19 protein-coding genes are annotated in these 21,738 nt (G+C 71.5%); 7 read left to right on the forward strand and 12 right to left on the reverse strand.

Going from position 1 to position 21,738, the window contains the following annotated elements:
* Positions 1-3 precede the first annotated feature (3 nt).
* A complete protein-coding gene (locus F563_RS22785; RefSeq protein WP_019015522.1) occupies positions 4-516 on the reverse strand; it encodes a TRAP transporter small permease in 513 nt (170 codons plus the stop codon).
* 13 nt (positions 517-529) lie between these two features.
* Positions 530-1,501 (reverse strand): TRAP transporter substrate-binding protein, encoded by a 972-nt coding sequence (locus tag F563_RS0115110; RefSeq protein ID WP_019015523.1) that lies wholly within the window; start codon positions 1,499-1,501, stop codon positions 530-532.
* A gap of 96 nt (positions 1,502-1,597) precedes the next feature.
* Between F563_RS0115110 and F563_RS24895 the strand changes: the two genes are divergently transcribed.
* The gene (locus F563_RS24895; RefSeq protein ID WP_019015524.1) at positions 1,598-2,347 is read left to right on the forward strand and encodes a GntR family transcriptional regulator; all 750 of its coding nucleotides are present in this window, start codon (positions 1,598-1,600) and stop codon (positions 2,345-2,347) included.
* On the opposite strand, the gene F563_RS22795 is transcribed toward F563_RS24895, so the two are convergent.
* The 9 genes from F563_RS22795 to radA form a co-directional block, all read right to left on the reverse strand.
* Positions 2,301-3,221 (reverse strand): MFS transporter, encoded by a 921-nt coding sequence (locus F563_RS22795; protein WP_019015525.1) that lies wholly within the window; start codon positions 3,219-3,221, stop codon positions 2,301-2,303. The two genes, F563_RS24895 and F563_RS22795, sit on opposite strands and share 47 nt — an antisense overlap.
* Before the next feature lie 12 nt (positions 3,222-3,233).
* The gene (locus F563_RS25665) at positions 3,234-3,527 is read right to left on the reverse strand and encodes an MFS transporter (RefSeq protein ID WP_019015526.1); all 294 of its coding nucleotides are present in this window, start codon (positions 3,525-3,527) and stop codon (positions 3,234-3,236) included.
* Positions 3,524-4,558 (reverse strand): ArsJ-associated glyceraldehyde-3-phosphate dehydrogenase, encoded by a 1,035-nt coding sequence (locus F563_RS0115125; protein WP_019015527.1) that lies wholly within the window; start codon positions 4,556-4,558, stop codon positions 3,524-3,526. The genes F563_RS25665 and F563_RS0115125 overlap by 4 nt, the downstream gene beginning before the upstream one ends.
* A 2-nt stretch (positions 4,559-4,560) precedes the next feature.
* Positions 4,561-5,430 carry a metalloregulator ArsR/SmtB family transcription factor gene (locus F563_RS25670; protein ID WP_019015528.1) on the reverse strand — a complete coding sequence of 290 codons (870 nt, stop codon included), beginning with the start codon at positions 5,428-5,430 and terminating at the stop codon, positions 4,561-4,563.
* 57 nt (positions 5,431-5,487) lie between these two features.
* Positions 5,488-6,462, reverse strand: a complete 975-nt coding sequence (locus tag F563_RS0115135) for an NAD-dependent epimerase/dehydratase family protein (protein WP_019015529.1) — start codon at positions 6,460-6,462, stop codon at positions 5,488-5,490.
* Positions 6,459-7,169, reverse strand: a complete 711-nt coding sequence (locus tag F563_RS0115140; RefSeq protein WP_019015530.1) for an SDR family NAD(P)-dependent oxidoreductase — start codon at positions 7,167-7,169, stop codon at positions 6,459-6,461. Before F563_RS0115140 ends, F563_RS0115135 begins: the two co-directional genes overlap by 4 nt.
* 1 nt (position 7,170) lies before the next feature.
* Positions 7,171-8,628, reverse strand: coding sequence for an amidophosphoribosyltransferase (gene purF, locus F563_RS0115145; protein WP_019015531.1), 1,458 nt, complete (start codon positions 8,626-8,628; stop codon positions 7,171-7,173).
* Positions 8,629-8,680: 52 nt separating this feature from the next.
* Positions 8,681-9,310: a CvpA family protein gene (locus F563_RS22800; protein ID WP_019015532.1), complete on the reverse strand. Its 630-nt coding sequence runs from the start codon at positions 9,308-9,310 to the stop codon at positions 8,681-8,683.
* Between the two features lie 73 nt (positions 9,311-9,383).
* A complete protein-coding gene (radA, locus tag F563_RS0115155; RefSeq protein ID WP_019015533.1) occupies positions 9,384-10,820 on the reverse strand; it encodes a DNA repair protein RadA in 1,437 nt (478 codons plus the stop codon).
* 200 nt (positions 10,821-11,020) lie between these two features.
* On the opposite strand from radA, the gene F563_RS22805 reads away from it, so the two are divergent.
* From F563_RS22805 to F563_RS0115185, 6 genes are all read left to right on the forward strand, one after another.
* Positions 11,021-12,010: a Bug family tripartite tricarboxylate transporter substrate binding protein gene (locus tag F563_RS22805; protein WP_035575389.1), complete on the forward strand. Its 990-nt coding sequence runs from the start codon at positions 11,021-11,023 to the stop codon at positions 12,008-12,010.
* Positions 12,011-12,016: 6 nt separating this feature from the next.
* Positions 12,017-12,967: a polysaccharide deacetylase family protein gene (locus F563_RS22810; RefSeq protein WP_051089402.1), complete on the forward strand. Its 951-nt coding sequence runs from the start codon at positions 12,017-12,019 to the stop codon at positions 12,965-12,967.
* A 261-nt stretch (positions 12,968-13,228) separates the two neighbouring features.
* Entirely contained in the window at positions 13,229-14,884 is a 1,656-nt protein-coding gene (pgi, locus tag F563_RS0115170) for a glucose-6-phosphate isomerase (protein ID WP_019015536.1), read from the forward strand.
* A complete protein-coding gene (gene mutL, locus F563_RS0115175) occupies positions 14,881-16,581 on the forward strand; it encodes a DNA mismatch repair endonuclease MutL (protein WP_019015537.1) in 1,701 nt (566 codons plus the stop codon). The genes pgi and mutL overlap by 4 nt, the downstream gene beginning before the upstream one ends.
* Positions 16,582-16,594: 13 nt before the next feature.
* Positions 16,595-18,121 carry a serine hydrolase domain-containing protein gene (locus F563_RS0115180; RefSeq protein ID WP_019015538.1) on the forward strand — a complete coding sequence of 509 codons (1,527 nt, stop codon included), beginning with the start codon at positions 16,595-16,597 and terminating at the stop codon, positions 18,119-18,121.
* Between the two features lie 19 nt (positions 18,122-18,140).
* Positions 18,141-19,715, forward strand: a complete 1,575-nt coding sequence (locus F563_RS0115185; protein ID WP_019015539.1) for an ABC transporter substrate-binding protein — start codon at positions 18,141-18,143, stop codon at positions 19,713-19,715.
* Positions 19,716-19,751: 36 nt separating this feature from the next.
* On the opposite strand, the gene gcl is transcribed toward F563_RS0115185, so the two are convergent.
* On the reverse strand, positions 19,752-21,575 hold the full coding sequence (gene gcl / locus F563_RS22815; protein ID WP_051089403.1) for a glyoxylate carboligase: 1,824 nt from the start codon (positions 21,573-21,575) through the stop codon (positions 19,752-19,754).
* Positions 21,576-21,738: the final 163 nt, after the last annotated feature.

Here is a 21,738-nt window from a genome sequence, read left to right on the forward strand (position 1 = left end):
GGTTCAGTCCGAAGCGGGGCGGCCGAGCGGCGGCAGGCCGGCAAGGCGGCGCAGCAGGTGTTCGGCGACGAACAGCATGGTGAGCGCGCCGCAGATCACCATCGGCACGAACTGCCAGCCCTGGCTGATGCCGAGCAGAGGGATGCGGAAATTCCAGTAGTTGCCCACCAGCACCCAGGCCCATTCGACCATGATCCAGCCCAGCGCGAACAGCGCGAGATCGGCCGCGACCGCAACGACGGGCCGTGCCGCCGGCGGCAGGGCGGCGACGACCAGCTCGACCGCCATGTGGAACCGCTCGCGCACGCCGACACCCGCGACCGGCAGGGCGACGAACAGGATCGCCAGCAGGGCGCCGCGCTCGACCCAGGTGGGGGTGTCGTTCAGCACGTAGCGGCCGAACACCATCCAGATCAGGCTGACGACGAGGGCGACCAGCGCCGCCCCCGCCAGCAGGATCACGCCGCGCGCGACGAGGTCTAGGATCGCCGAGAGGGCGGCGACGGCCGCCCTCACGCGCGTGCTCCGCTCACTGCGTCGCCCGGATCTGCTCGACCAGCGCCTTGAGGTTCGGCGTGCCGGCATACTTCGCGTAGATCGGTTCCATCAGCCGTGCGAAGGGCGTACGGTCCTGGATGTCGGTCACGGTCACGCCGGCGGCGATCACGCGCTCGCGCGACTGCTTCTCGCGCTCGGCCCAGAGTCGGCGCTGCAACGCGGATGCCTCGCGCGCGGCCGTGCGCACGATCTCCTTGTCGGCCGCCGAAAGGCGGTCCCAGCGCTGCTTGTTCACCACCACGATCTCCGGGACGTTGGAGTGCTCGGTGGTGGAATAGAAGCGGGCGTGCTCGTAATGCCGCTGGCTCTCGAAGGAGGGCCAGTTGTTCTCGGCGCCATCGACCACGCCGGTCTGGAGAGCGGTGTAGAGCTCGCCGAAGGGCAGCGGCACCGGATTGGCACCGAGGGCGCGCATCAGGTCGATGAACAGGTCGGAGGTCTGCACGCGGATCTTCAGGCCGCGCATGTCCTCGGGCGTGCGGATCGCGCGGTTGCGCGTGTAGACCGAGCGCGCGCCGGCATCGAACCAGCTCACGACCACCATGTTGAGCTTGGCCTCGATCTCGCGCGCGATCGCGTCACCCACCGCGCCATCGACCACGCGGTGGCTGTGCGGCACATCGCGGAAGATGAAGGGCAGGGTCAGCACCTGGGTCTCGGGCACCAGGTTGTTGAGCGGCGTGATGTTGAAGTTCGCCACGTCGATCGCGCCCAGGCGAAGCTGCTGGATCGCCTCGTCCTGCTGGCCGAGCTGCGCCGAGTGGAACATGCGCATGCGGATGCGGTTGTTGGTCCGCTGCCCGACCAGCTCGGCCCATTTCTCGAGCCCCTGGCTGTTCGGATAGTCCGGCACATGGATGTTCCAGCCACGCCATTCCTGCGCGGCGGCGGGCGAGGCGGCGATGGCGATGGCGGCGGCGGCCGCGAGCAGACGTCTGGACATGGATCCTCCGTAATCGTTGCGGGCTGGACACCCGACGCCGCGGCGCGCACCGTGCCGCGTTGTCCCCGAGACTGCCACCTGATACATCAGTACGCAATGCCGAGTTTCGTCAGGGAGGAACCGGGCCGCAGCACCGCCGTCACGATCGGGACGGAAGGGACGGTGCCGGTCGCGGAGCAGGTCTATCGGCGGTTGCGCGACGCGATCGCGGCCGGCCGGCTTGCGCCGCGCGCGCGGCTGTCCGAGCGCGAGCTCTCCGCCTCCTTCGGCGTCTCCACCAGCCCGATCAAGGCGGCGCTGAAGCGGCTGGAGCAGGAAGGCATGGTCGTGACCCAGCCGCGGCGCGGCACCTGGGTCGCCTTCGCGCCGGAGAAGGCGCACGAGATGGGGCTGATCCGCGCGGCGCTGGAGGGGATCGCCGCACGGCTCGCCGCCGAACGGATCGCGCCCGAGGATCTCTCCCGGCTCCAAGCGATCATGGAGGAGCTGCGAGCGGCGACCCGCGCGCTCGACCGGGATGCGCTGGTGGACGCGAACGACCGCTACCACGCGCTGATCCTGAAGGCGGCCGACAACGTGTTCCTGACCAATGCGGTGCGCGGCCTGCGTGGCTACTTCCTGATCACCCAGGCGCGCATGCGCACGATGCGGCTGAAGCCCGAGCTCGCGATGGCGGAGCACGAGGCGATCTTCGCCGCGCTCGCGGCGCACGACGCACCGGCCGCCGAGCAGGCGATGCGCGCGCATATCGCGCGCACGGTGGAGACGTTGTGGGGGGAGGGGGCCGCGCCGGCGCCGCTCAGGCGCGCGCGGGCGCGGCGGTCCGTGCCGGCAACGCAAGGCTGATTGCGGCACTCGCCGCGAGCATCGCGAACGAGCCGAGCAGGCACAGGCTGAGCCCGCCCGCCTGATAGAGCAGGCCCGAGAGCAGCGTGCCGGCAAGCCTGCCGGCCGCGTTCGCCGCGTAGTAGAAGCCCACGTCCTCGGCCACCTTCTCCGAACCCGCATAGGCGACGATCAGGTAGGAGTGGACCGAGGAGTTGATCGCGAACGCGACGCCGAACAGGCCGAGCCCGATGACGACGACACCCTGCGCGGCCGTCGAGGGCAGCGCGCCGAGCGCCAACGCGATCGCGAGCGGAACGACAGCGAGCACGGCGGCCCAGAGCCGCGCGGCCGGCACCTCGGCGCTGAGCCCGTCGGCGCTGCGCGGCACGACGCGGTAGGCGAGGCCCTGCACCACACCGTAGCCGATCGTCCAGGCGGCGAGGAACGCCCCGACCTCGGCGAAGGCCCAGCCGTGGGCGTAGAGGAACACCGGCAATCCGACCACGAACCACACGTCGCGCGCGCCGAACAGCGCGATGCGCGCGGCAGCGAGCAGATTGATTGCGCGCGTCTTGGCGAACAGTTCGCGGAGCCGCGACGCGTTCTTGGCTTTGCCGAACATGCGCGGCAGCGCCAGCACGGTCGCGACGAACACCACCGCGAGCGCCGCCGCCATCGCCTGGAGGGCAGGGACGAAGCCGAGGGTCGACAGAAGCAGCCCGCCGAGGAAGAACCCCACCCCCTTCAGCGCGTTCTTCGAGCCGGTGAGCCAGGCGACGGTGCGGAACAGCGTGCCGGCCTGCCCCTCCGGTGTGACGAGCTTGATCGCCGATTTCGCACTCGTCTTGGTCAGATCCTTCGCCACACCGGCGAGCCCCTGCGCGAGCACCACGTGGACGACCGACTAGGCGGGCGACCACGCGGGGTCGAGAGCCGAGAGCATCAGCAGCGCGGCGACCTGGAGCGCGAGGCCGAAGGCGAGCGTGACGTTGATGCCGAAACGCGTCGCCGCCCAGCCGCCGAACAGATTGGTCGCCATGCCGGCGATCTCGTAGAGCACGAACAGCAGCGCGAGCTGGAACGGTGTGTAGCCGAGCGTGAAGAAGTGCAGCAGCACCAGCATGCGCAGCGCGCCGTCGGTGAGCGTGAAGCCCCAATAGGCGGCGACCACGCTCGCATAGGCGCGCTGGTTGCTCACAGACCCGCTCCGGCGACGCAGGCGAGATCGACCATGCGGCAGGCATAGCCCATCTCGTTGTCGTACCAGGCATAGACCTTCAGCATGGTGCCGTCGGTCACCATGGTCGAAGGCGCATCGACGATCGCGCTGCGCGAATCGCCGCGGTAGTCGGCCGAGACCAGCGGGCGGCGCTCGATGCCCAGAATGCCGGCGAGCGGACCCGCCTCGGCGGCTTCGAACAGCGCGTTCACCTCCTCGACCGTGACCGCGCGCGCCATCTCGAACACCGCGTCGGTCAGCGAGGCGTTCAGCACCGGCGCGCGCACCGCGTGTCCGTTCAGCTTGCCCTGGAGTTCGGGATAGATCAGCCCGATCGCGGTGGCGCTGCCGGTGGTGGTCGGCGCGAGGCTCAGCATCGCCGAGCGCGCGCGGCGGAGGTCCTTGTGCGGCGCGTCCACCACCACGTTGGTGTTGGTCGGATCGTGGATCGTGGTGATCTGGCCGTGGCGGATGCCGATCGCCTCGTGCAGCACCTTCACCACCGGCGCGAGGCAGTTGGTGGTGCAGGAGGCCGCCGTCAGCAGGTGCTGCGAACCGTCGTAGAGGTTGTCGTTCACGCCGACGACGATGTTCAGCGCCGAGCCGTCCTTCACCGGTGCGGCGACGATGACGCGCTGGACGCCACGGTCGAGATAGGCTTCGAGATCGGGCCGGGTGAGGAACTTGCCGGTGCACTCCAGCACCACGTCGCAGCCGAGCGCGCCCCAGGCGACATCGCCGGGATGCGCGGCGGACGAGAACCCGATGCGATGGTTGCCGATCGCGATCGCATCGCCCTCCGCGGCGATCGGCGCGCGCCAGCGGCCCTGGATGGAGTCGAACTCCAGCAGATGCGCGGTCGCGGCCGCACCACCCTTCAGTTCGTTGACGTGCACCACGTCGAGCCGGTTCGCCGCGCGGGGATCGCCCTCGGCGCGCGCGACACCACCGAGCGCGGCGCGCAGCACGAGCCGCCCGATCCGGCCCATGCCGTTGATGCCGACACGCATGGTTACGCCGCCGTGGGCGTGACGCCGGGTGTGCGCGGCAGCCGGCCGATCTCGTCGAGGCGCTGCTGCAGGCTGAGGCGATCGAGGCTCTTCATCGGCAGATTGACGAAGACCGCGATGCGGTTGGCGAGCATCCGGTACACATCCGAGATGAAGGCGCCGCGTTCGGCCGCACTGCCCTCGAACCTCGCCGGGTCGGGCACGCCCCAGTGCGCCGTCATCGGCTGGCCGGGCCAGGTCGGGCAGATCTCGTGCGCGGCATCGTCGCATACGGTGAACACAAAATCGAGCTTCGGCGCGCCGGGAGCGGCGAACTCGTCCCACGACTTCGAGCGCAGGCCGTCGGTCCGATAGTTGAGCCTCTTCAGCAGATCGATCGTCTGCGGATCGACCTCGCCCTTCGGGTGGCTGCCCGCGGAGAAGGCGCGGAAGCGGCCCATGCCTTCGCGGTTGAGGATCGCCTCCGCCATGATCGAGCGGTTGCTGTTCCCGGTGCAGAGGAACAATACGGAGTAGACGTTCGGCGGGTTGGTCATGCTGGGTCCCTCCCAGGGCGTGGTGGCGAAGTCCCCGCCGCACAGCCCAGGGTGACCGTCGCAGCAGGCCTCGGTCAGAAAGACGGCGAGCCGGCGCACGACGTCGATCTCGGCAGCGTAGCGGATCGACCGGCCGGCCCGGGTGGCGCGGATCAGGCCCGCCCGTTCCAGCTCGCGCAGGTGGAACGAGAGGCTGGAGGGCGCGACGTTGAGTGCGATCGCAATCTCGCCGGCGGGCAGTCCGCCCGTGCCCGCACGCACGAGCAGACGGACCAGGGCGACCCGGGTCGGGTGGGCAAGGGCGGCGAAGCGGGCCGAGATCGCAGCAAATTCCATATTTGGAGAATAGTCGAAATGTCGCCATGCATCAAGAGGCGACACACGATCGCGGACCTACTGCGACGGCGCGGCCGCCAGCCAGTCCGCGATCGCCTGGTCGAGACCGGCGAAACGCGGCTGGAATCCCGTGGCCTCGCGGATGCGGCGGATGTCCATCGCGACGCGATCGAACGGCACATGCGTGACGACCGTCGCCGTCTCCTGCGGCCCGGCGGCGCGCCAACGGAACCCCGGCACGTGGTGGGCGAGCACGCGGCAGAACTCGGCGACATCGGTCGCGACGCCACTGCCGAGATTGAACACCGCGCGGTCGAGGGACGGCGCATCGAGCAGCGCGATCAGCCCGGCGGCGACATCGCGAACATAGACGTGATCGCCGCGCGTCGGCCGGTTCAGCAGCGCGACCTCGCCCCGTTGCGCGGCGAGGAAGGCCGAGCGGTGCGCGGAGAGCGTGTCGCGCACCCCCGTCTCGCGCTCCCACGGTCCGTAGACCGAGCCGATGCGCGCGGCGGCAAAGGAGAGACCGTGCACCGCGGCGAGACGCGCGAGCATCTGCTCGGTCGCGAGCTTGGTGATGCCGTAGAGCGCGGCGGGCCGCGGCCAGGTCTCGTCCTCGCCGAAGGCGGTGCAGCCCGGCGGCGGCGCGCCGTAGACCGAGACCGAGGAGGGCGACACCAGCCGCGTCACGCCCTGGGCCAGTGCGGCGCGGAACACCGCGAGCGCGCCCAGAACGTTGACGCCGACGATCGTCTCGGGATCGGATTTCTCGCGCGCGGGGCCGGCTGTGATCACGGCCAGGTGCAGGATGCGCCGGATCTCCGCGGCGGCAAAGGCGCGCGCGAGATCCTCCGCCGAGCGCACATCGCCCGCGACCTCGATCAGGGTTCCCGGCAGGCGCGCGAACGCCCCGCGCGCGTCCTCGGGCAGGGCGGCGCGGTCGAAGGCGACGACGGTATCGCCGCGCGCGAGCAGGGCCTCGACGGTCGCGAGCCCGACGAAGCCCGCCGCGCCGGTGACCAGCACCGTCACCTGAACGACACCACCTCGCCGGAGCGCGTCTCCTCGGGCCGGCACAACGCGACGATCGCGGGGGCGACGTCCGCGGGCTGCGGGATCGTCGCCGGGTCCTCGCCGGGCATGGCGGCGGCGCGCATCCGGGTCGCCACGGGCCCGGGATTGAACGCGTTCACCTTCACGGGCGTGATCGCGAGCTCGGCCGCCCAGGTCTTCACCAGGTGATCGAGTGCGGCCTTGCTCGCGCCATAGGGACCCCAATAGGCGCGCGCCTTGGTCGCCGCACCGGAGCTGACGAACACCGCGCGGCCGGCATCGGAGGCGCGCAGCAGGGGCTCGGTGGTGCGCATCAGGTGCCAGTTCGCGGTGACGTTCACCGCCCAGAGATCGGTCCAGTCCTTCTCCGGCAGATGCGTGAGCGGCCCGAGCCGCCCGAGCAGCCCGGCATTGCCGACGACGATATCGAGCCGGCCGAAGCGTTCCGCGAGCGTCGGACCGATCGCGTCCACCTTCGCCCCGTCGCGCAGATCGAGCACGAGCAGCGTCGCGTTGCGGCCCGTCGCGGCCGCGATCGCGTCGTCGGTCTCCTCGAGCCCGGCCTTGCTCCGCGCGACCGCCACCACCTGGGCGCCCTGGCGCGCGAGTTCCACCGCCACCGCGGCCCCGATGCCGCGCGACGCGCCGGTGACGAGCGCGACGCGCCCGGCCAACCCCTCCGCCATCTCAGCGCGTCTCGGCGAGCAGGCTGAGCTGCCGGTCGTTCGACTGGTCGGACTGGTCGGTCAGCGGGATCGGGTAGTCGCCGGTGAAGCAGGCATCGCAGAACTGCGGCCGCCTAGCGTCGCGCGCGGCCCCGGCGACCGCGCGGTAGAGCCCGTCGATCGAGATGAAGGCGAGGGAATCCACACCGATGATGCGCGCCATCGCGTCGACGTCGTTGCGGGCGGCGAGCAACTGGTCGCGCTCGGGCGTGTCGATGCCGTAGAAGCAGGAATGCGTGGTCGGCGGCGAGGAGACGCGCATGTGCACCTCGGTGGCCCCGGCCGCGCGCACCATCTCCACGATCTTGCGGCTGGTGGTGCCGCGCACGATCGAATCGTCCACCAGGATCACGCGCTTGCCCGCGAGCAGCGCGCGGTTGGCGCTGTGCTTCAGCTTCACGCCGAGATGGCGGATCTGGTCGGTCGGCTCGATGAAGGTGCGGCCGACATAGTGGTTGCGGATGATGCCGAGCTCGAACGGCACGCCGGCCTCGGCCGCGTAGCCCATCGCCGCGGGCACGCCGCTGTCGGGCACCGGCACGACGATATCCGCCGCGGTGTGGCTCTCGCGCGCGAGCTCGGCGCCGATGCGCTTGCGCACCTCGTAGACGGCGGTGCCCTCGACGATGCTGTCGGGCCGGGCGAAGTAGATGTGCTCGAAGATGCAGAAGCGCGACGGCTGCTTCGCCCAGGGCTTGATCGAGCGCACGCCGGCATCGTCGATCACCACGATCTCGCCCGGCTCGACATCGCGCACGAAGGCCGCGCCGACGATGTCGAGCGCGCAGGTCTCCGAGGCGAGCACCCAGGCCCCGTCCCTGCCCGCGAGCCGGCCGAGGATCAGCGGTCGTACGCCGAACGGATCGCGCACGCCGATCAGCGCCTCCGAGGTCAGCGCGACCAGCGAATAGGCCCCCTGCACCTGCTTGAGCGCGTCGATCAGCCGGTCCACCACCGTGCCGTAGAGGCTGATCGCGATCAGGTGGACGAACACTTCCGAATCCGTGGTGGACTGGAACAGGCAGCCGCGGCGGACCAGCGCGCGCCGCAGCGCATGCGCGTTGGTGAGATTGCCGTTGTGCCCGACCGCGAGCCCGCCGAACTCGAAATCGGCATAGAGCGGCTGGACATTGCGCAGCACGGTGTCGCCGGTGGTGGCGTAGCGGTTGTGGCCGATCGCCGCCGCCCCCGGCAGCCGCGCCATCACCCGTGCGTCCGAGAACGCATCGCCCACCAGCCCGAGCGCCTTGTGGCTGTGGAAGCGCTCGCCGTCGAAGCTGACGATGCCGGTCGCCTCCTGGCCGCGATGCTGGAGCGCGTGCAGCCCGAGCGCGGTCAGCGCCGCCGCGTCGGCGGCCCCCCAGACGCCGAACACCCCGCACTCCTCGCGCAGGTGGTCGTCGTCGCGCGCCGCGCTCATCCCCGCCAATCCGCCCGACGGCCTCACCATCCCAATCCCCCTGCGCCGCGGTTCAGCGTGTCACGTTCATCAGCCGGTCGAGGTCGCGCCGCTCCTCGGGCCGGTACCCCTCGGGCCGCACCGCGGAGGCGGCTGTGGGCGGGCGCATCAGCTCGGTCGCGGAGGGTGCGTCCGGCGTGGTGCGCGGCGGCGCGGGCAGGAGCCCCGGCGGCAGCTGGCGCACGATCCAGGCCCCGCCCGCCTCCAGCGCCGGGCGGGTGCGCGCCTCCGAGGCCCAGGACGGCCAGCGATCCGGCGGTTGCAGCCACGCCGCTGCTATATAGGCGATGCACACCAGCGCCGCACCCCGCGCGAGCCCGAACACCAGCCCGAGCGTGCGGTCGATCGCGCCGAGCGCGCTGTCCTGCACCCGGTCGGAGATCGCGCCGGCGATCAGCGCGAACACGATCAGCGCGACGAGGAAGATCACGCCACCGGCGGCGATGTTGGCGACCGGCCCCTTCTCGATCACGCCGAACAGCCCCTCGATGTAGGGCGCCAGATGCGGGTAGCCGAACACGCCGGCCGCCGCCGCGCCGACCCAGGCGGCGATCGACAGCACCTCGCGCACGAAGCCGCGGAACAGCGCGAGCAGCCCCGAGACGGCGAGAACGGCGAGGACGGCGATGTCGAGCCAGGGCATGCGGTCGGCGGTCTGGAGAGCGGAGAGGGGCCCCCACGCGATGACGGATCGCGGAAGGCACCCCGGCCCCTCCCTAGCCGGAACCCGCCCCCGGGGCCAGACGCGAGGATGCACGCCTCCCCTGTCTGTGAGCGGCAAGGCGCCCGACCAGATCGGCGAGATGGCCGATCTCCCACAGCGCGACCCCCTCGGGCGCGGCGAGTGGGCGGCCGCGCGCGGCCACGCGCTTCGGCAGGCAGGCCGCGGTGAAGCCGAGCTTGGCCGCCTCCTTTAGCCGCGCCTCTCCATGGGCGACCATGCGCACCTCGCCCGAGAGGCCGATCTCGCCGAAGAACACCATCCCGGCATCGGTCGGCTGGTCGGCGAGCGCGGAGACCAGCGCGGCGGCCACCGCGAGGTCGGCGGCGGGTTCGGCCACGCGCAAGCCCCCGGCGACGTTCAGATAGACGTCGTGCTGATGGAGGCTCAGCCCGCAGCGCGATTCCAGCACCGCGAGCAGCAGCGCGAGCCGCGCGCCGTCCCAGCCGATCACCGCGCGCCGGGGCGAGCCACCCTCGGATCTCGACACCAGCGCCTGGATCTCCACCAGCACCGGCCGCGTGCCCTCGACGCCCGCGAACACCGCCGAGCCCGAGACATTGCCGCGCCGTTCGGCCAGGAACAGCGCCGAGGGGTTGGCGACCTCGATCAGGCCGCGCCCGGTCATCTCGAACACGCCGATCTCGTCGGTGGCGCCGAAGCGGTTCTTCACCCCGCGCAGGATGCGGAAGGCGTGGCCGCGATCGCCTTCGAAGTAGAGCACGGCATCCACCATGTGCTCGAGCACGCGCGGCCCCGCGATCGCGCCCTCCTTGGTGACGTGGCCGACCAGGATGAGCGCGAAGCCGCGCGTCTTGGCCAGGCGAATGAGCTCGGCCGCGCAGGCGCGCACCTGCGCGACCGTGCCGGGGGCGGAATCGAGGCTGTCGAGCCAGAGCGTCTGGATGGAGTCGATCACCGCGAGCGTGGCGCCTGTCTCGGCCTCCAGCGTGGCGGCGATGTCGCGCAAGGAGGTGGCGGCGGCGAGGCCGAGCGGGGCGTCGGCGAGGCCGAGCCGCGCGGCGCGGAGCCGCACCTGCTCCACCGCCTCCTCGCCCGAGATGTAGAGCACGCGCCGCCCCGCGCGGGCGAGCGCGGCCGCGGCCTGGAGCAGCAGGGTGGATTTGCCGATGCCCGGATCGCCGCCGACCAGCACGGCCGAGGCGGCGACGAGCCCGCCCCCGAGCACCCGGTCGAGCTCGGCGATGCCGGTGACCGCGCGCGGCGGCGCCTCGGTCTCGCCCTTCAGCCCGACGATGGCGATGGGGCGGCCGCCCGCCGCCGGGCCGCCCTTGCCGGCGGGGCCGGGGCGGGTGTCGGCCGGTTCCTCGACGATCGTGTTCCAGGCGCCGCAGGTGGCGCACTGGCCGGCCCATTTGGGCGTGACCGCGCCGCAGGACTGGCAGACGTAGCGGGAGGTGGGTTTGGGCATGGGGCTACGGTACCGGCTCCATCGGAGAGTGCGACTCTGGATCCCGGAGCGCTGGATGCAGTCGGCTGCGGCAGGCCGTCTTGGGAGCGCCCAGCATGGCGCCGGAGACGCCATCTCTCGCGTCTTGCTGGCGTTTCCGCCTGCGAATACCTTACGCGCAAGAACAGGGACGCGGGTCACAGAAATCATAGGGAGACGACATGATCAGTTCTCTGTGGTTGTCCCGACGCAGCCTGCTCGCGGCAGGTCTGGCCATGTCCGCTGCGGCGACGCATGCACAGCCGGTTTGGCCGACACGCCCGATCCGCTTCATCATCTCGTTCCCGCCGGGCGGTGCGATCGATACCGTGATGCGCCTCATCGGTCCGTCGATGGCGGAGACCCTGGGCCAGCCGGCGGTGCTCGAGAACCGTCCGGGGGCGGCGGGCAGTATCGCCGCCGGCGTGGTGGCGGTCGCGCCACCGGACGGCTACACCTTCCTCTGCGACACGTCCACGCACGCGACGGCACCCCATCTGATCCGTAACCTGACGTTTCGGTACGAGACGGCGTTCACGGCGGTCACGCACTTGACGTCGGTGCCGTTGCTCGTCGTGGCGCATCCGTCCTTGCCGGCGAACACCATCGCCGAGCTGTTGGCCCTTGCGCGCAGTCGCGCTGCCGCGGGGCGGCCGCTGGCATATGCATCGGGCGGCAACGGGTCGGCATCGCACTATGCGGCGGCGCTCTTCCAGAAACTGGCCAGAATCGAGTTCCTGCATGTTCCTTTCCGCGGCGGCGGACCGGCGGTGCAGGCCTTGCTGGCCGGCACCGTGGACTTCCACATCGGCACCGCCGGGTCTTCCGCGGCCTTGGTGCAGGAAGGACGGCTCAAGGCGTTCGCCGTGAGCACGCGCGAGAGGCTCGGCCAGTTCCCCGATCTGCCGACGCTGCATGAGGCCGGTCTTCCGGGATACGAGTTCCTCGAATGGGGCGCGATCCTCGCCCCCGCCGCGACGCCTCCCGTGGTCGTGGCGCGCGTGCAGGCGGCTGCCTCGGCGGCGCTGCGCTTGCCCGCCGTCCAGGAACGATTGGACCGGATCGGCATCCTGCCGGTGGGCAGCCCGCCGGAGGAGTCCGCGCGGTTCATCGCCGAGCAACGGACGCTCGCCGGCGAACTGACCCGCAGCGCTGCCATCACGCTCGACTGACTTCCGATGCTGGTGCCGCCGGCGAGAGGCTCCGACCGCGACCTTACGGGACGGGGAGGGCGGGATCCCGATTTCGTCTGGCCAAACGGCGCACGGCTCGCCGTTTCGGTGGTGGTCAACTTCGAGGAGGGGGCTGAACATCAGGTGGGCGACGGCGATCCCCAGAGCGAACGCATCGGCGAGGTGATCAGCGTCGTCGAGCCCGGCACCCGCGACCTGGGGCAGGAGCAGATCTTCGCCTACGGTATGCGGGCAGGTCTGTGGCGGATCCTGGACGCGCTCGACCGGTTCCGGATCGAGGCCACGTTCCTGATGTGCGGCCGGGCCGTCGAGCGCGCGCCGCTGCAAGCGGCGGCCGTCTGTCGGCGGGGCCATGAGGCCGCCGTGCACGGCTGGCGGTGGCGGCCGCATGCCGACTACCGCGATCCCACGGAAGAGGCGCGGGATCTCGACCGTTGCGTGGCGGTGATCAGCACCGTCTGCGGGATCAGACCCTGCGGCTTCTTCTGTCGCGGCAGCGAGAGTGCCTGGACGCGCCGCCAGCTTTCCGAGCGCGGTTTCCTGTACACCTCGAACGCGTTCGATGACGACTTGCCCTACCGTGATCCGGAGCACCCGGGGCTGATCGTGCTGCCCTACGCGCTCGACAGCAACGACATGAAGTTCTTCCATCCGAACGGCTTCGTCCGGGCGCGCGAGATGGTGGAATACGTGAATGACGCCCTCGCGACGCTTCTTGCCGAGGCGGACCGCGGCAAGCCCAGAATGCTGACCATCGGCTACCACCTGCGCATTGTCGGCCGTCCAGGGCGTTTCGCGGCCTTCGAGGGGGTGCTCGCCCGCCTGAGCGCGCTCGGTGACCGTGTCTGGGTGGCACGACGGGACGCGATCGCGCGCGCCTGGGCACGCGTGGAGAGCTCCTCGATGCGAGGTGCCGAGACTCTGTCCGGTTGCTGACGGCACGCAGCCGAGACGCGGCTCGGGCGACGACCGCCGCGGGTCCCCGGCGTCTCGCGCAGCGCGACGGCCGAGCACCGGTCGCTTGTGCGGAGCGGACCGACATGGCGCGTCCCGGTGCCTGGCTTGGCGTCGGCCTCCGATGTGAGGCTGCACGACGGACGAAGATGCTGCCGTGTTCCGGCCGGACCACCAGCCCCGTGCGGGCTCGTCGATCGATCGGTTGACCCACCCCCTCCCGCGCGCCGACCATCCCCGGCGATGACCGACTCCGCCCCCGTTACCCGCTCCACGCCCTGGGCCCAGCTCGCCGCGCGCGCCGCCGACCCCGCCGCGAGCGCGATCCGCGCCCGCCTCGCGGCCGACCCGAACCGCTTCGCCCGCCTCTCCCGCACAGGGGCCGGCCTGCTGCTCGACCTCTCGCGGACCGCGCTCGACGCGCCGCTGCTCGACGACCTGCTGGCGCTGGCCGAGGCCGCCGAGCTCCGCGCCGCGCTCCGCCGCATGGCCGGCGGCGCCTGGGTCAACGCGACCGAACGCCGCGCCGCGCTGCACATCGCCCTTCGCGCCCCGCGCAGCGCCGGCTACCGCGCCTGCACGGCCGAGGGCTGGGAGGATGCCTCCGGCTACATCCACGCCGAGCTCGACCGGATGCACGACTTTGTCACGGCCGTGCACACCGGCCGCATCACGGCGGGGAACGGCGCGCCCTTCGCCAATGTGCTCAATCTCGGCATCGGCGGCTCCGATCTCGGCCCGGCCATGGTGACCGAGGCGCTCGCCCACACGGGCGCGCGGCTCGATGCGCGCTTCGTCGGCAACGTGGACGGCCACGCGCTCGCGCCGGTGCTCGCACGGCTCGATCCCGCGCGCACCCTCGTGCTGATCGCGTCCAAGTCCTTCACCACCCAGGAGACCATGGCGAACGCCTCCGTCGCGCGCGAATGGCTCGCCGCGACGCTCGGCGCGGATCGCATCGGGCAGCATCTCGCGGCCCTCTCCACCAATCTCGCCGCGACCTCCGCCTTCGGCATCCCGCGCGAGCGCGTGTTTGGCTTCAAGGACTGGGTGGGCGGGCGCTATTCGCTCTGGTCGCCGATCGGGCTCGGCATCGCGCTGGCGCGCGGCTGGGAGGTGTTCGCGGACCTGCTCGCCGGCGCGCATGCGATGGACACGCACGCGCTCGCGGCCCCACCGCGCCGCAACCTGCCGATGTTGCTCGCGCTCGCGCACACCTGGCACGCGACCTTCCTCGGCCGCGCGGCCTATGCGTGCCTGCCCTACGACCAGCGGCTCGCGCGCCTGCCGGCCTGGCTGCAACAGTTGGAGATGGAGAGCAACGGCAAGCGGGTCGATCTCGCCGGGCGGCCGGTGCCGTTCCCGACCGCGCCCGTGGTGTTCGGCGAGCCGGGGACGAATTTCCAGCACAGTTTCGGCCAGTTGCTGCACCAGGGCACGGCCGTGATCCCGGCCGATCTCGTGCTGGTCGCGCGGCCCGATCACGAGCTCGAAGCGAACCACCGCATCCTGCTCGCCCATGCCGCGGCGCAGGGTGCCGCGCTCGCGCTCGGCCGCAGCGAGGAGGAGGCGGTCGCGGAACTGACCGCCTCCGGCACCGATCCCGCGCGTGCCGCCGCCCTCGGCCCGCACCGCAGCTTCCCCGGCGACCGCCCGACCATCTCCATCATCCTGCCGCGCCTCGACCCGCACCATCTCGGCGCGCTCTTGTCGCTCTACGAGCACAAGGTCGCGCTGCAAGCCGCCCTCTGGGGGATCAACGCCTTCGACCAGTGGGGCGTGGAGCTCGGCAAGACGCTCGCCGGCGGCACCGAGGCGGCGCTTGCCACGGGCGACACGGCGGCACTCGATCCCGCGACCGCCGGGCTGGTCGCCGCGCTGCGGCGGATGGGCGGATGACCATCCGCCTGCTGCCCCCCGCCGTCGCCGACCGCATCGCCGCCGGCGAGGTGGTGGAGCGTCCGGCCTCGGTGGTGAAGGAGCTGGTCGAGAACGCGCTCGATGCCGGGGCGCGGCGGATCGCGGTCGCGATCGAGGGCGGCGGCACGGCGCGCATCACGGTGGAGGATGACGGCGCCGGCATCGCGCCGGACGAGTTGGCGCTCGCGGTGGAGCGGCACGCCACCTCCAAGCTCGCCGATGAGCGGCTGATCGAGATCGCCACGCTCGGCTTCCGCGGCGAGGCGCTGCCGTCGATCGGCGCGGTGGCGCGGCTGGAGATCGTCTCGCGGACTGGCGGGTCCGATACCGGGGCGATGATCGCGGTCGAGGCCGGCGCGAAGGGCGAGGTGCGGCCGGCCGCCGCGCCGCAGGGGACGCGTGTGACCGTGCGCGACCTGTTCTTCGCCACCCCGGCACGGCTCAAGTTCCTCAAGACCGCGCGCACCGAGGCGGAGGCCTGCGTGCAGGCGGTCCGGCGGCTGGCACTGGCGCATCCCGGCGTCGGCTTCACCGTCACGCTGGACGGGCGCGAGGCGCTGGCCGCCCCACCCGCGGATCGGTCCCGCCGCATCGCTGGGCTGATCCCCGACCTCGCCGAGCACGCGGTGGACGTGTCGTCCGCGCGCGGCGCGTTCGCGCTCGCGGGCGTGATCGGGCCGCCCAGCCTGACCCGTGCCACCGCGACCGAGCAGCATCTGATGGTGAACGGGAGGCCCGTCGCCGACCGCTTGCTGCGCACCGCGCTCCGCGTCGCCTATGGCGATTTGGTCGCGCATGGGCGGCATCCGCTCGCGGTGCTGGCGCTGACCCTCCCGCCCCAAGCGGTGGACGTGAACGTGCACCCGGCCAAGGCCGAGCTGCGCTTCCGCGAGCCCGACGCGGTGCGCGGCTTCGTCATCTCGGCCCTGCGCGCGGCCCTCGGCACCGCGCGCACGGTCGCCCCCGCACCGGCCGCGCGCTGGTCGCCGTCGATGCGCCTCGCCGCGGCCACACCGTCGTTCGCCGAAGCGCCCGCTTTGCCGCTCGCCGCGCCGCCGCTCGCGCGCCCCGTCCCTGCCGCACCACCGCCGGCCGAGCACCCGCTCGGCGCCGCGCGCGCCCAGCTCCTCAACACCTATATCGTCGCCGAAACCTCCGACGGCGCGGTGGTGCTGGTCGATCAGCACGCCGCCGCCGAGCGCCTCGCCCACGAGGCCTTGCGCCGCGCGCTGGAAGCGGGCGGGGTCGCGCCGCAGACGCTGCTCTCGCCGGAAGTCGTGGAACTCTCCCCCGCAGCGGCGGAGGCCGTGCTCGCGCGCGCGGACGAGCTCGCCACCCTCGGCCTCGCGGTCGAGCCCTTCGGCGGCGCGCTGCTGGTGCGCGCCGTGCCCGCCCCGCTCGCCGGCTGCGACGCGGCGGCGTTGCTGCGCGACATCGCCGAGGAACTGACCGAGACCGGCGAGACGACCATGCTGCGCGTGCGGATCGATGCGGTGCTGGCGCGCATGGCCTGTCACGGCTCCCTGCGCGCAGGCCGTCGTCTCACCCCGGCCGAGATGGATGCGCTGTTGCGCCAGATCGAGGCGACGCCGAACAGCGGTACGTGCAGCCACGGCCGCCCGACCTGGATCCGTCTGACGCGCACCGAACTCGAACGCCTGTTCGGCCGACGCTGACCGAGGAGTGCCGATGACCGTCGATCTCGCCCGCGCGCAGGCGCACGCCGACGCGATCGCCGCCTCCTGGGCCGCCGCGCGCGGACCCGGCGGCGCGATCGTGCTGTTCGACCGCGACGGTCCGCGCGCCACCGCCTGCGGCGGGCTCGCGAGCCTCGACCACGCGCTCGCGATCACGCCCGACACGGTGTTCCGCTGGGCCTCGATCACCAAGCACGTGCTCGCCGCGCTGGTGCTGCGCGAGGGCGGGATCCGGCTCGACGATCCGCTCGGCACGCATCTGCCCGATCTCGCGCCCGCGCCCGCCGCGGTGCCGGTCGGCCGCGCGCTCGACATGACCAGCGGCATCCCAGACGCGATGGAGGCGCTGTGGCAACTGGGCGTGCCGTGGACCGCGACCCATGCGCGCGATGCGCTCTACCGCTTCACCGCCGCGATCGACGCCCTGAACTACCCCGCCGGCACCGAGATCTCCTACTGCAACACCGGCTATCGCTGGATGCAGCATGCGCTGGAGCCGCGCGTCGGCCCGCTCGCCGACGCGTGGCAAGGGGCGTTCTTCGCCCCGCTCGGGCTGCACTCGGTGCGGTTCCCCGAGGACTTCACCGATCCGGTGCCGAACCTTGCCACCGGCTACTGGCGCGACGAGTCCGGCGCATGGCACAGCGGGCGCTACGGCACGCATCTCTCCGCTTCGGGTGGGCTTGCCGGTTCGGCGCGCGACCTCGCGATCTGGCTTGCGGCCCTGCTCGCCGAGCGCGAGGCCGTGCAGGGCCTGCTGCCGCGCCTCGCCGCGCGTCGGCGCCTGACCGACGGGCGCGAAACGGGTTACGGGCTCGGCATCGCCCACGCGCCCTTCCTCGGCATCCCGCTGTTCGGACACGGCGGCTCGCTGCCGGGGTACAAGAACCACGTGCTGATCGCGCCCGAGCACGGCATCGGCGTTGTGCTGCTGTCGAACCGCGAGGACACCGATCCGCTCGGGCTCGCGCTCGACGTGATCGCCGCCGGGCTCGGCGCGACCCTGCCGCCCGCCACCACCGCGCTGCCGGACGGGCTGTTCGCCGCCGCGGACGGTTCGCCGTTCTGGATCGAGCTCGCCAACGGGCGCGTGACCTTCCTCGGCGCGGCCGAGCAGCTCTTCGACGGTGGCGATGGCTGGGCGGTCTCGCGCAGCCCGTACATGTGGATCCGGCTCCGTCACGAGGGCGCCGCGATCGCGGGTGAGATCAACCACGTGGCGCGCCGCTTCGTCCCTGTGCCACGCGACGCCACACCCGATCCGGCGTGGGTCGGGCCGTGGCGCAACGACGCGCTCGGCGCCGCGTTCGAGGTCGCGGTCGCCGACGGCGCCGCGACGCTGACCATGGGCGCAGGTCCGCTCCGCCAGGCGATGCCGCTCGTGCCGCTCGGGGCCGGGCGCGCCCTCGGCCGCCGCAGCGACGGGCCCTGGGCGCAGCGCCCATGCTTCGCCTTCAGCGGCGACACATGCCGGGTTGTCACCAACCGCTGCCGCGTGTTCACCTTCCGCCGCGCCTGAACAACGGGGAAGGACCACCATGACGACCTTGCGCCGAACGATGCTCGCGGCGGCGGCTGCGCTCGCCCTCGCCGCGCCTGCGGCAGCCCAGGACAACGTGCTGCGCGTCGTGCCGCACGCCGATCTGCGCACGCTCGATCCCGTCGCGGTGTCGGTGGTGATCACCCGCATGCACGGGCTGATGATCTACGAGACGCTGTTCGCCTGGGACGAGAACCTCCAGCCCAAGCCGCAGATGGTCGAGCGCTGGTCGGTCTCGCCGGACGGCCTGACCTGGGAGTTCACGCTGCGCGACGGGCTGAAGTTCCACGACGGCCAGCCTGTGACCACCGCCGACGTGGCGCAGAGCCTGCGCCGCTGGATGGCGCGCGATACGGTGGGCTCGCGCGTGGGCGACGCGCTCGCCTCGCTCGACATTGTCGATGCCAAGACCTTCCGCATGGTGCTGAAGCGCCCCTTCGGCCTGATGGAATACGCGCTAGGCTCGGCGGTCGGGCAGATCCCGGTGATCATGCGCGAGGAGGATGCCAAGACCGATCCGGCGCGCCCCATCACCACGACGGTCGGCTCCGGCCCGTTCCGCTTCAACCGCGATCGCTGGATGGCCGGCCAGGTGGTGGTCTACGACCGCAACCCCGACTACGTGCCGCGATCCGAGCCGCCCTCGGGCCTCGCGGGCGGGCGCGTCGTGAAGGTCGCGAGCGTCGAGTGGCGCAACATTCCCGATGCCTCGACCATCGCCGCGGCGCTGCAATCCGGCGAGATCGACATCTGGGAACAGCCCGCGACCGACCTGATCCCCGTGCTGACACGCGCACGCACGGTCGCGCTCGACAAGCTCAACACCATCGGCACGCAGGGGATGCTGCGGCCGAACAGCCTCTATCCCCCCTTCAACGACCATCGCGCGCGGCTCGCGCTCGCCTACATGTTCGACCAGGCCGACACCATGGCGGCCGGGTTCGGCGACGAGCGCTGGTGGCGCCGCTGCGAGGCGTTCTTCATCTGCGGCAGTGTCTACGGCTCCGAGGCGGGCACGGAGGATCTGCGGCGGCCGAACATCGAGAAGGCGAAGTCGCTGCTCGCCGAGGCCGGCTACAAGGGAGAGCGCATCGTGTTCGTCACCACCAACGACATCGCCCCGATCGGACGGATGGCCGAGGTGGCCGCGGCGGGGATGCGCCGGGCCGGGATGAACGTCGATCTGCAATACAACGACTGGGGCACGGTCATCACGCGGCAGGTGAACCGCAACCCGCCGGACCAGGGCGGCTACAACATCTTCCTGACCTACGCCTCGGGCGCGACGATGTTCCACCCGCTGACCAACATCGGCACCAACATGTCCTGCGACGGCCGCAACTGGGCCGGCTGGCCCTGCGACGAGGAGGCCGAGCGCATCCGCGGCGCGTTCATCGACGCGACCGACGAGGCGACGCGCAAGCGCCTCGCCGAGGAGCTGCAGAGGCGGCTCGCGGTGGTGCAGCCCTACCGCGTGCTCGGCCAGGCGGACCTGCCCTATGCGCGGCGCACCGCGGTGACGGGCGTGCTCGCCTCGCCGGTGATGGTGTTCTGGAACATCGAGAAGCGGTAGCGCGATCGGGGGCCGGCATGGCGCCGGCCCCCCTTGTCACTTGGCCGGGAGGAGCGCGCGGGCGCCGAGGCGTTCCGGCACATAGCCGTTCTCGCGCGTCAGGCTCGGGTCGAGGCAGAGGATGTCCTCGAACTCGTTCACGCTGTCGATCTCGGTGCCCATGGCGATGTTGGTCACCCGCTCCAGGATGAACTCGAGCACCACCGGCACCTGGTGCTCGGCCATCAGCCGCTCGGCCTCGGCGAAGGCCTCCTTGAACTGGTTCGGGCTGGTCACGCGCAGCGCCTTGCAGCCGAGCCCCTCCGCCACCGCGACGTGATCGACGCCATAGCCGGCAACGTCCTCGCCCTGCTCGGCCATGTTGATGTTCACGAAGGCGAGGCTCACCTCGAAATCCATCTGGAAGCCGCGCTGCGCCTGGCGGATCAGGCCGAGATAGGAGTTGTTCACGACGATCTGGAGGAAGGGCAGCTTGTGCTGCGCGCCGACCGCGAGTTCCTCGATCAGGAACTGGAAGTCGTAGTCGCCGGAGAGGGCGACGATCCTGCGGTCCGGATCGGCCGCGCGCACGCCGAGCGCCGCCGGCAGCGTCCAGCCGAGCGGGCCGGCCTGGCCGCAATTGATCCAGTTGCCGGGCTTGTAGACTTTCAGGAACTGCGCGCCGGCGATCTGGCTCAGCCCGATCGTGGTGACGTAGCAGACATCGCGGCCGAACTGCTCGACCATCTCCTGATAGACGCGCTGTGGCTTCAGCGGCACCTGGTCGTAGTGCGTGCGCCGCAGCATCGTGGTCTTGCGGTGGAGGCACTCCGCGGCCCAGGCGGAACGGTCGGCGAGCCTGCCGTCGCGCGCCCACTCCTCGGCGGCCGCCACGAAGAGCCCGAGTGCTGCCTTCGCGTCCGAGACGATGCCGAAATCGGGGGCGAACACGCGGCCGATCTGGGTCGGCTCGATGTCCACGTGCACGAATTTCCGGCCCTTGGTGTAGGTCTCGATCGAGCCCGTGTGCCGGTTCGCCCAGCGATTGCCGATGCCGAGCACGAAATCCGAGCGCAGGAAGGTCGCGTTGCCGTAGCGGTGGCTGGTCTGGAGCCCGACCATGCCGGCCATCAGCGGGTGATCGTCCGGGATCGCGCCCCAGCCCATCAGTGTCGGGATCACCGGGATGCCGGTGAGCTCGGCGAAGCGGACCAGCAGATCGGACGCGGCGGCGTTGATGATGCCGCCGCCGGCGACGATCAGCGGGCGTTCGGCGGCGTTCAGCATCGCCATCGCCTTCTCGACCTGCCGGCGGGTCGCGGCCGGCTTGTAGACCGGCAGCGGCTCGTAGGTGTCGATGTCGAACTCGATCTCGCCCATCTGCACATCGACCGGCAGGTCGATCAGCACGGGGCCCGGGCGGCCCGAGCGCATGACGTGGAAGGCCTGCTGGACCACCATCGGCACCAGGGCGGGCTCGCGCACCGTCACGGCCCACTTGGTCACCGGCTTGGCGATCGCCTCGATGTCGACCGCCTGGAAATCCTCCTTATGGAGCTTGGCGCGCGGCGCTTGGCCGGTGATGCACAGGATCGGCAGGCTGTCGGCCTGGGCGGTGTAGAGGCCGGTGATCATGTCGGTGCCGGCCGGGCCCGAAGTGCCGATGCAGACGCCGATATTGCCGGGCTTGGCGCGCGTGTAGCCGTCGGCCATGTGCGAGGCGCCCTCGACATGGCGGGCGAGGATGTGGCGGATGCCGCCGTGGCGCCGCATCGCCGAATAGAGCGGATTGATCGCCGCGCCGGGCACGCCGAAGGCGCACCTGACGCCCTCGCGCTCCAGCACCAGGACGGCGGCATCGACGGCGCGCATTCTCGGCATGGCGGTCTCCCTCTCCGGACGTGCAGGGGAGATACCGGGGCCACCGATCACGGCGCAACTTTTTCGGAAAACTTTTTCATGACGTTCAAACCCGGCCTAATGCCCTGACAGAACAAGCAAAAACCTTTTCCATCCGCGCTCGCGCCCAATCCGATGAAATAGT

The sequence above is a fragment of the Elioraea tepidiphila DSM 17972 genome (assembly GCF_000378465.1).
Lineage (GTDB): Bacteria > Pseudomonadota > Alphaproteobacteria > Acetobacterales > Acetobacteraceae > Elioraea > Elioraea tepidiphila.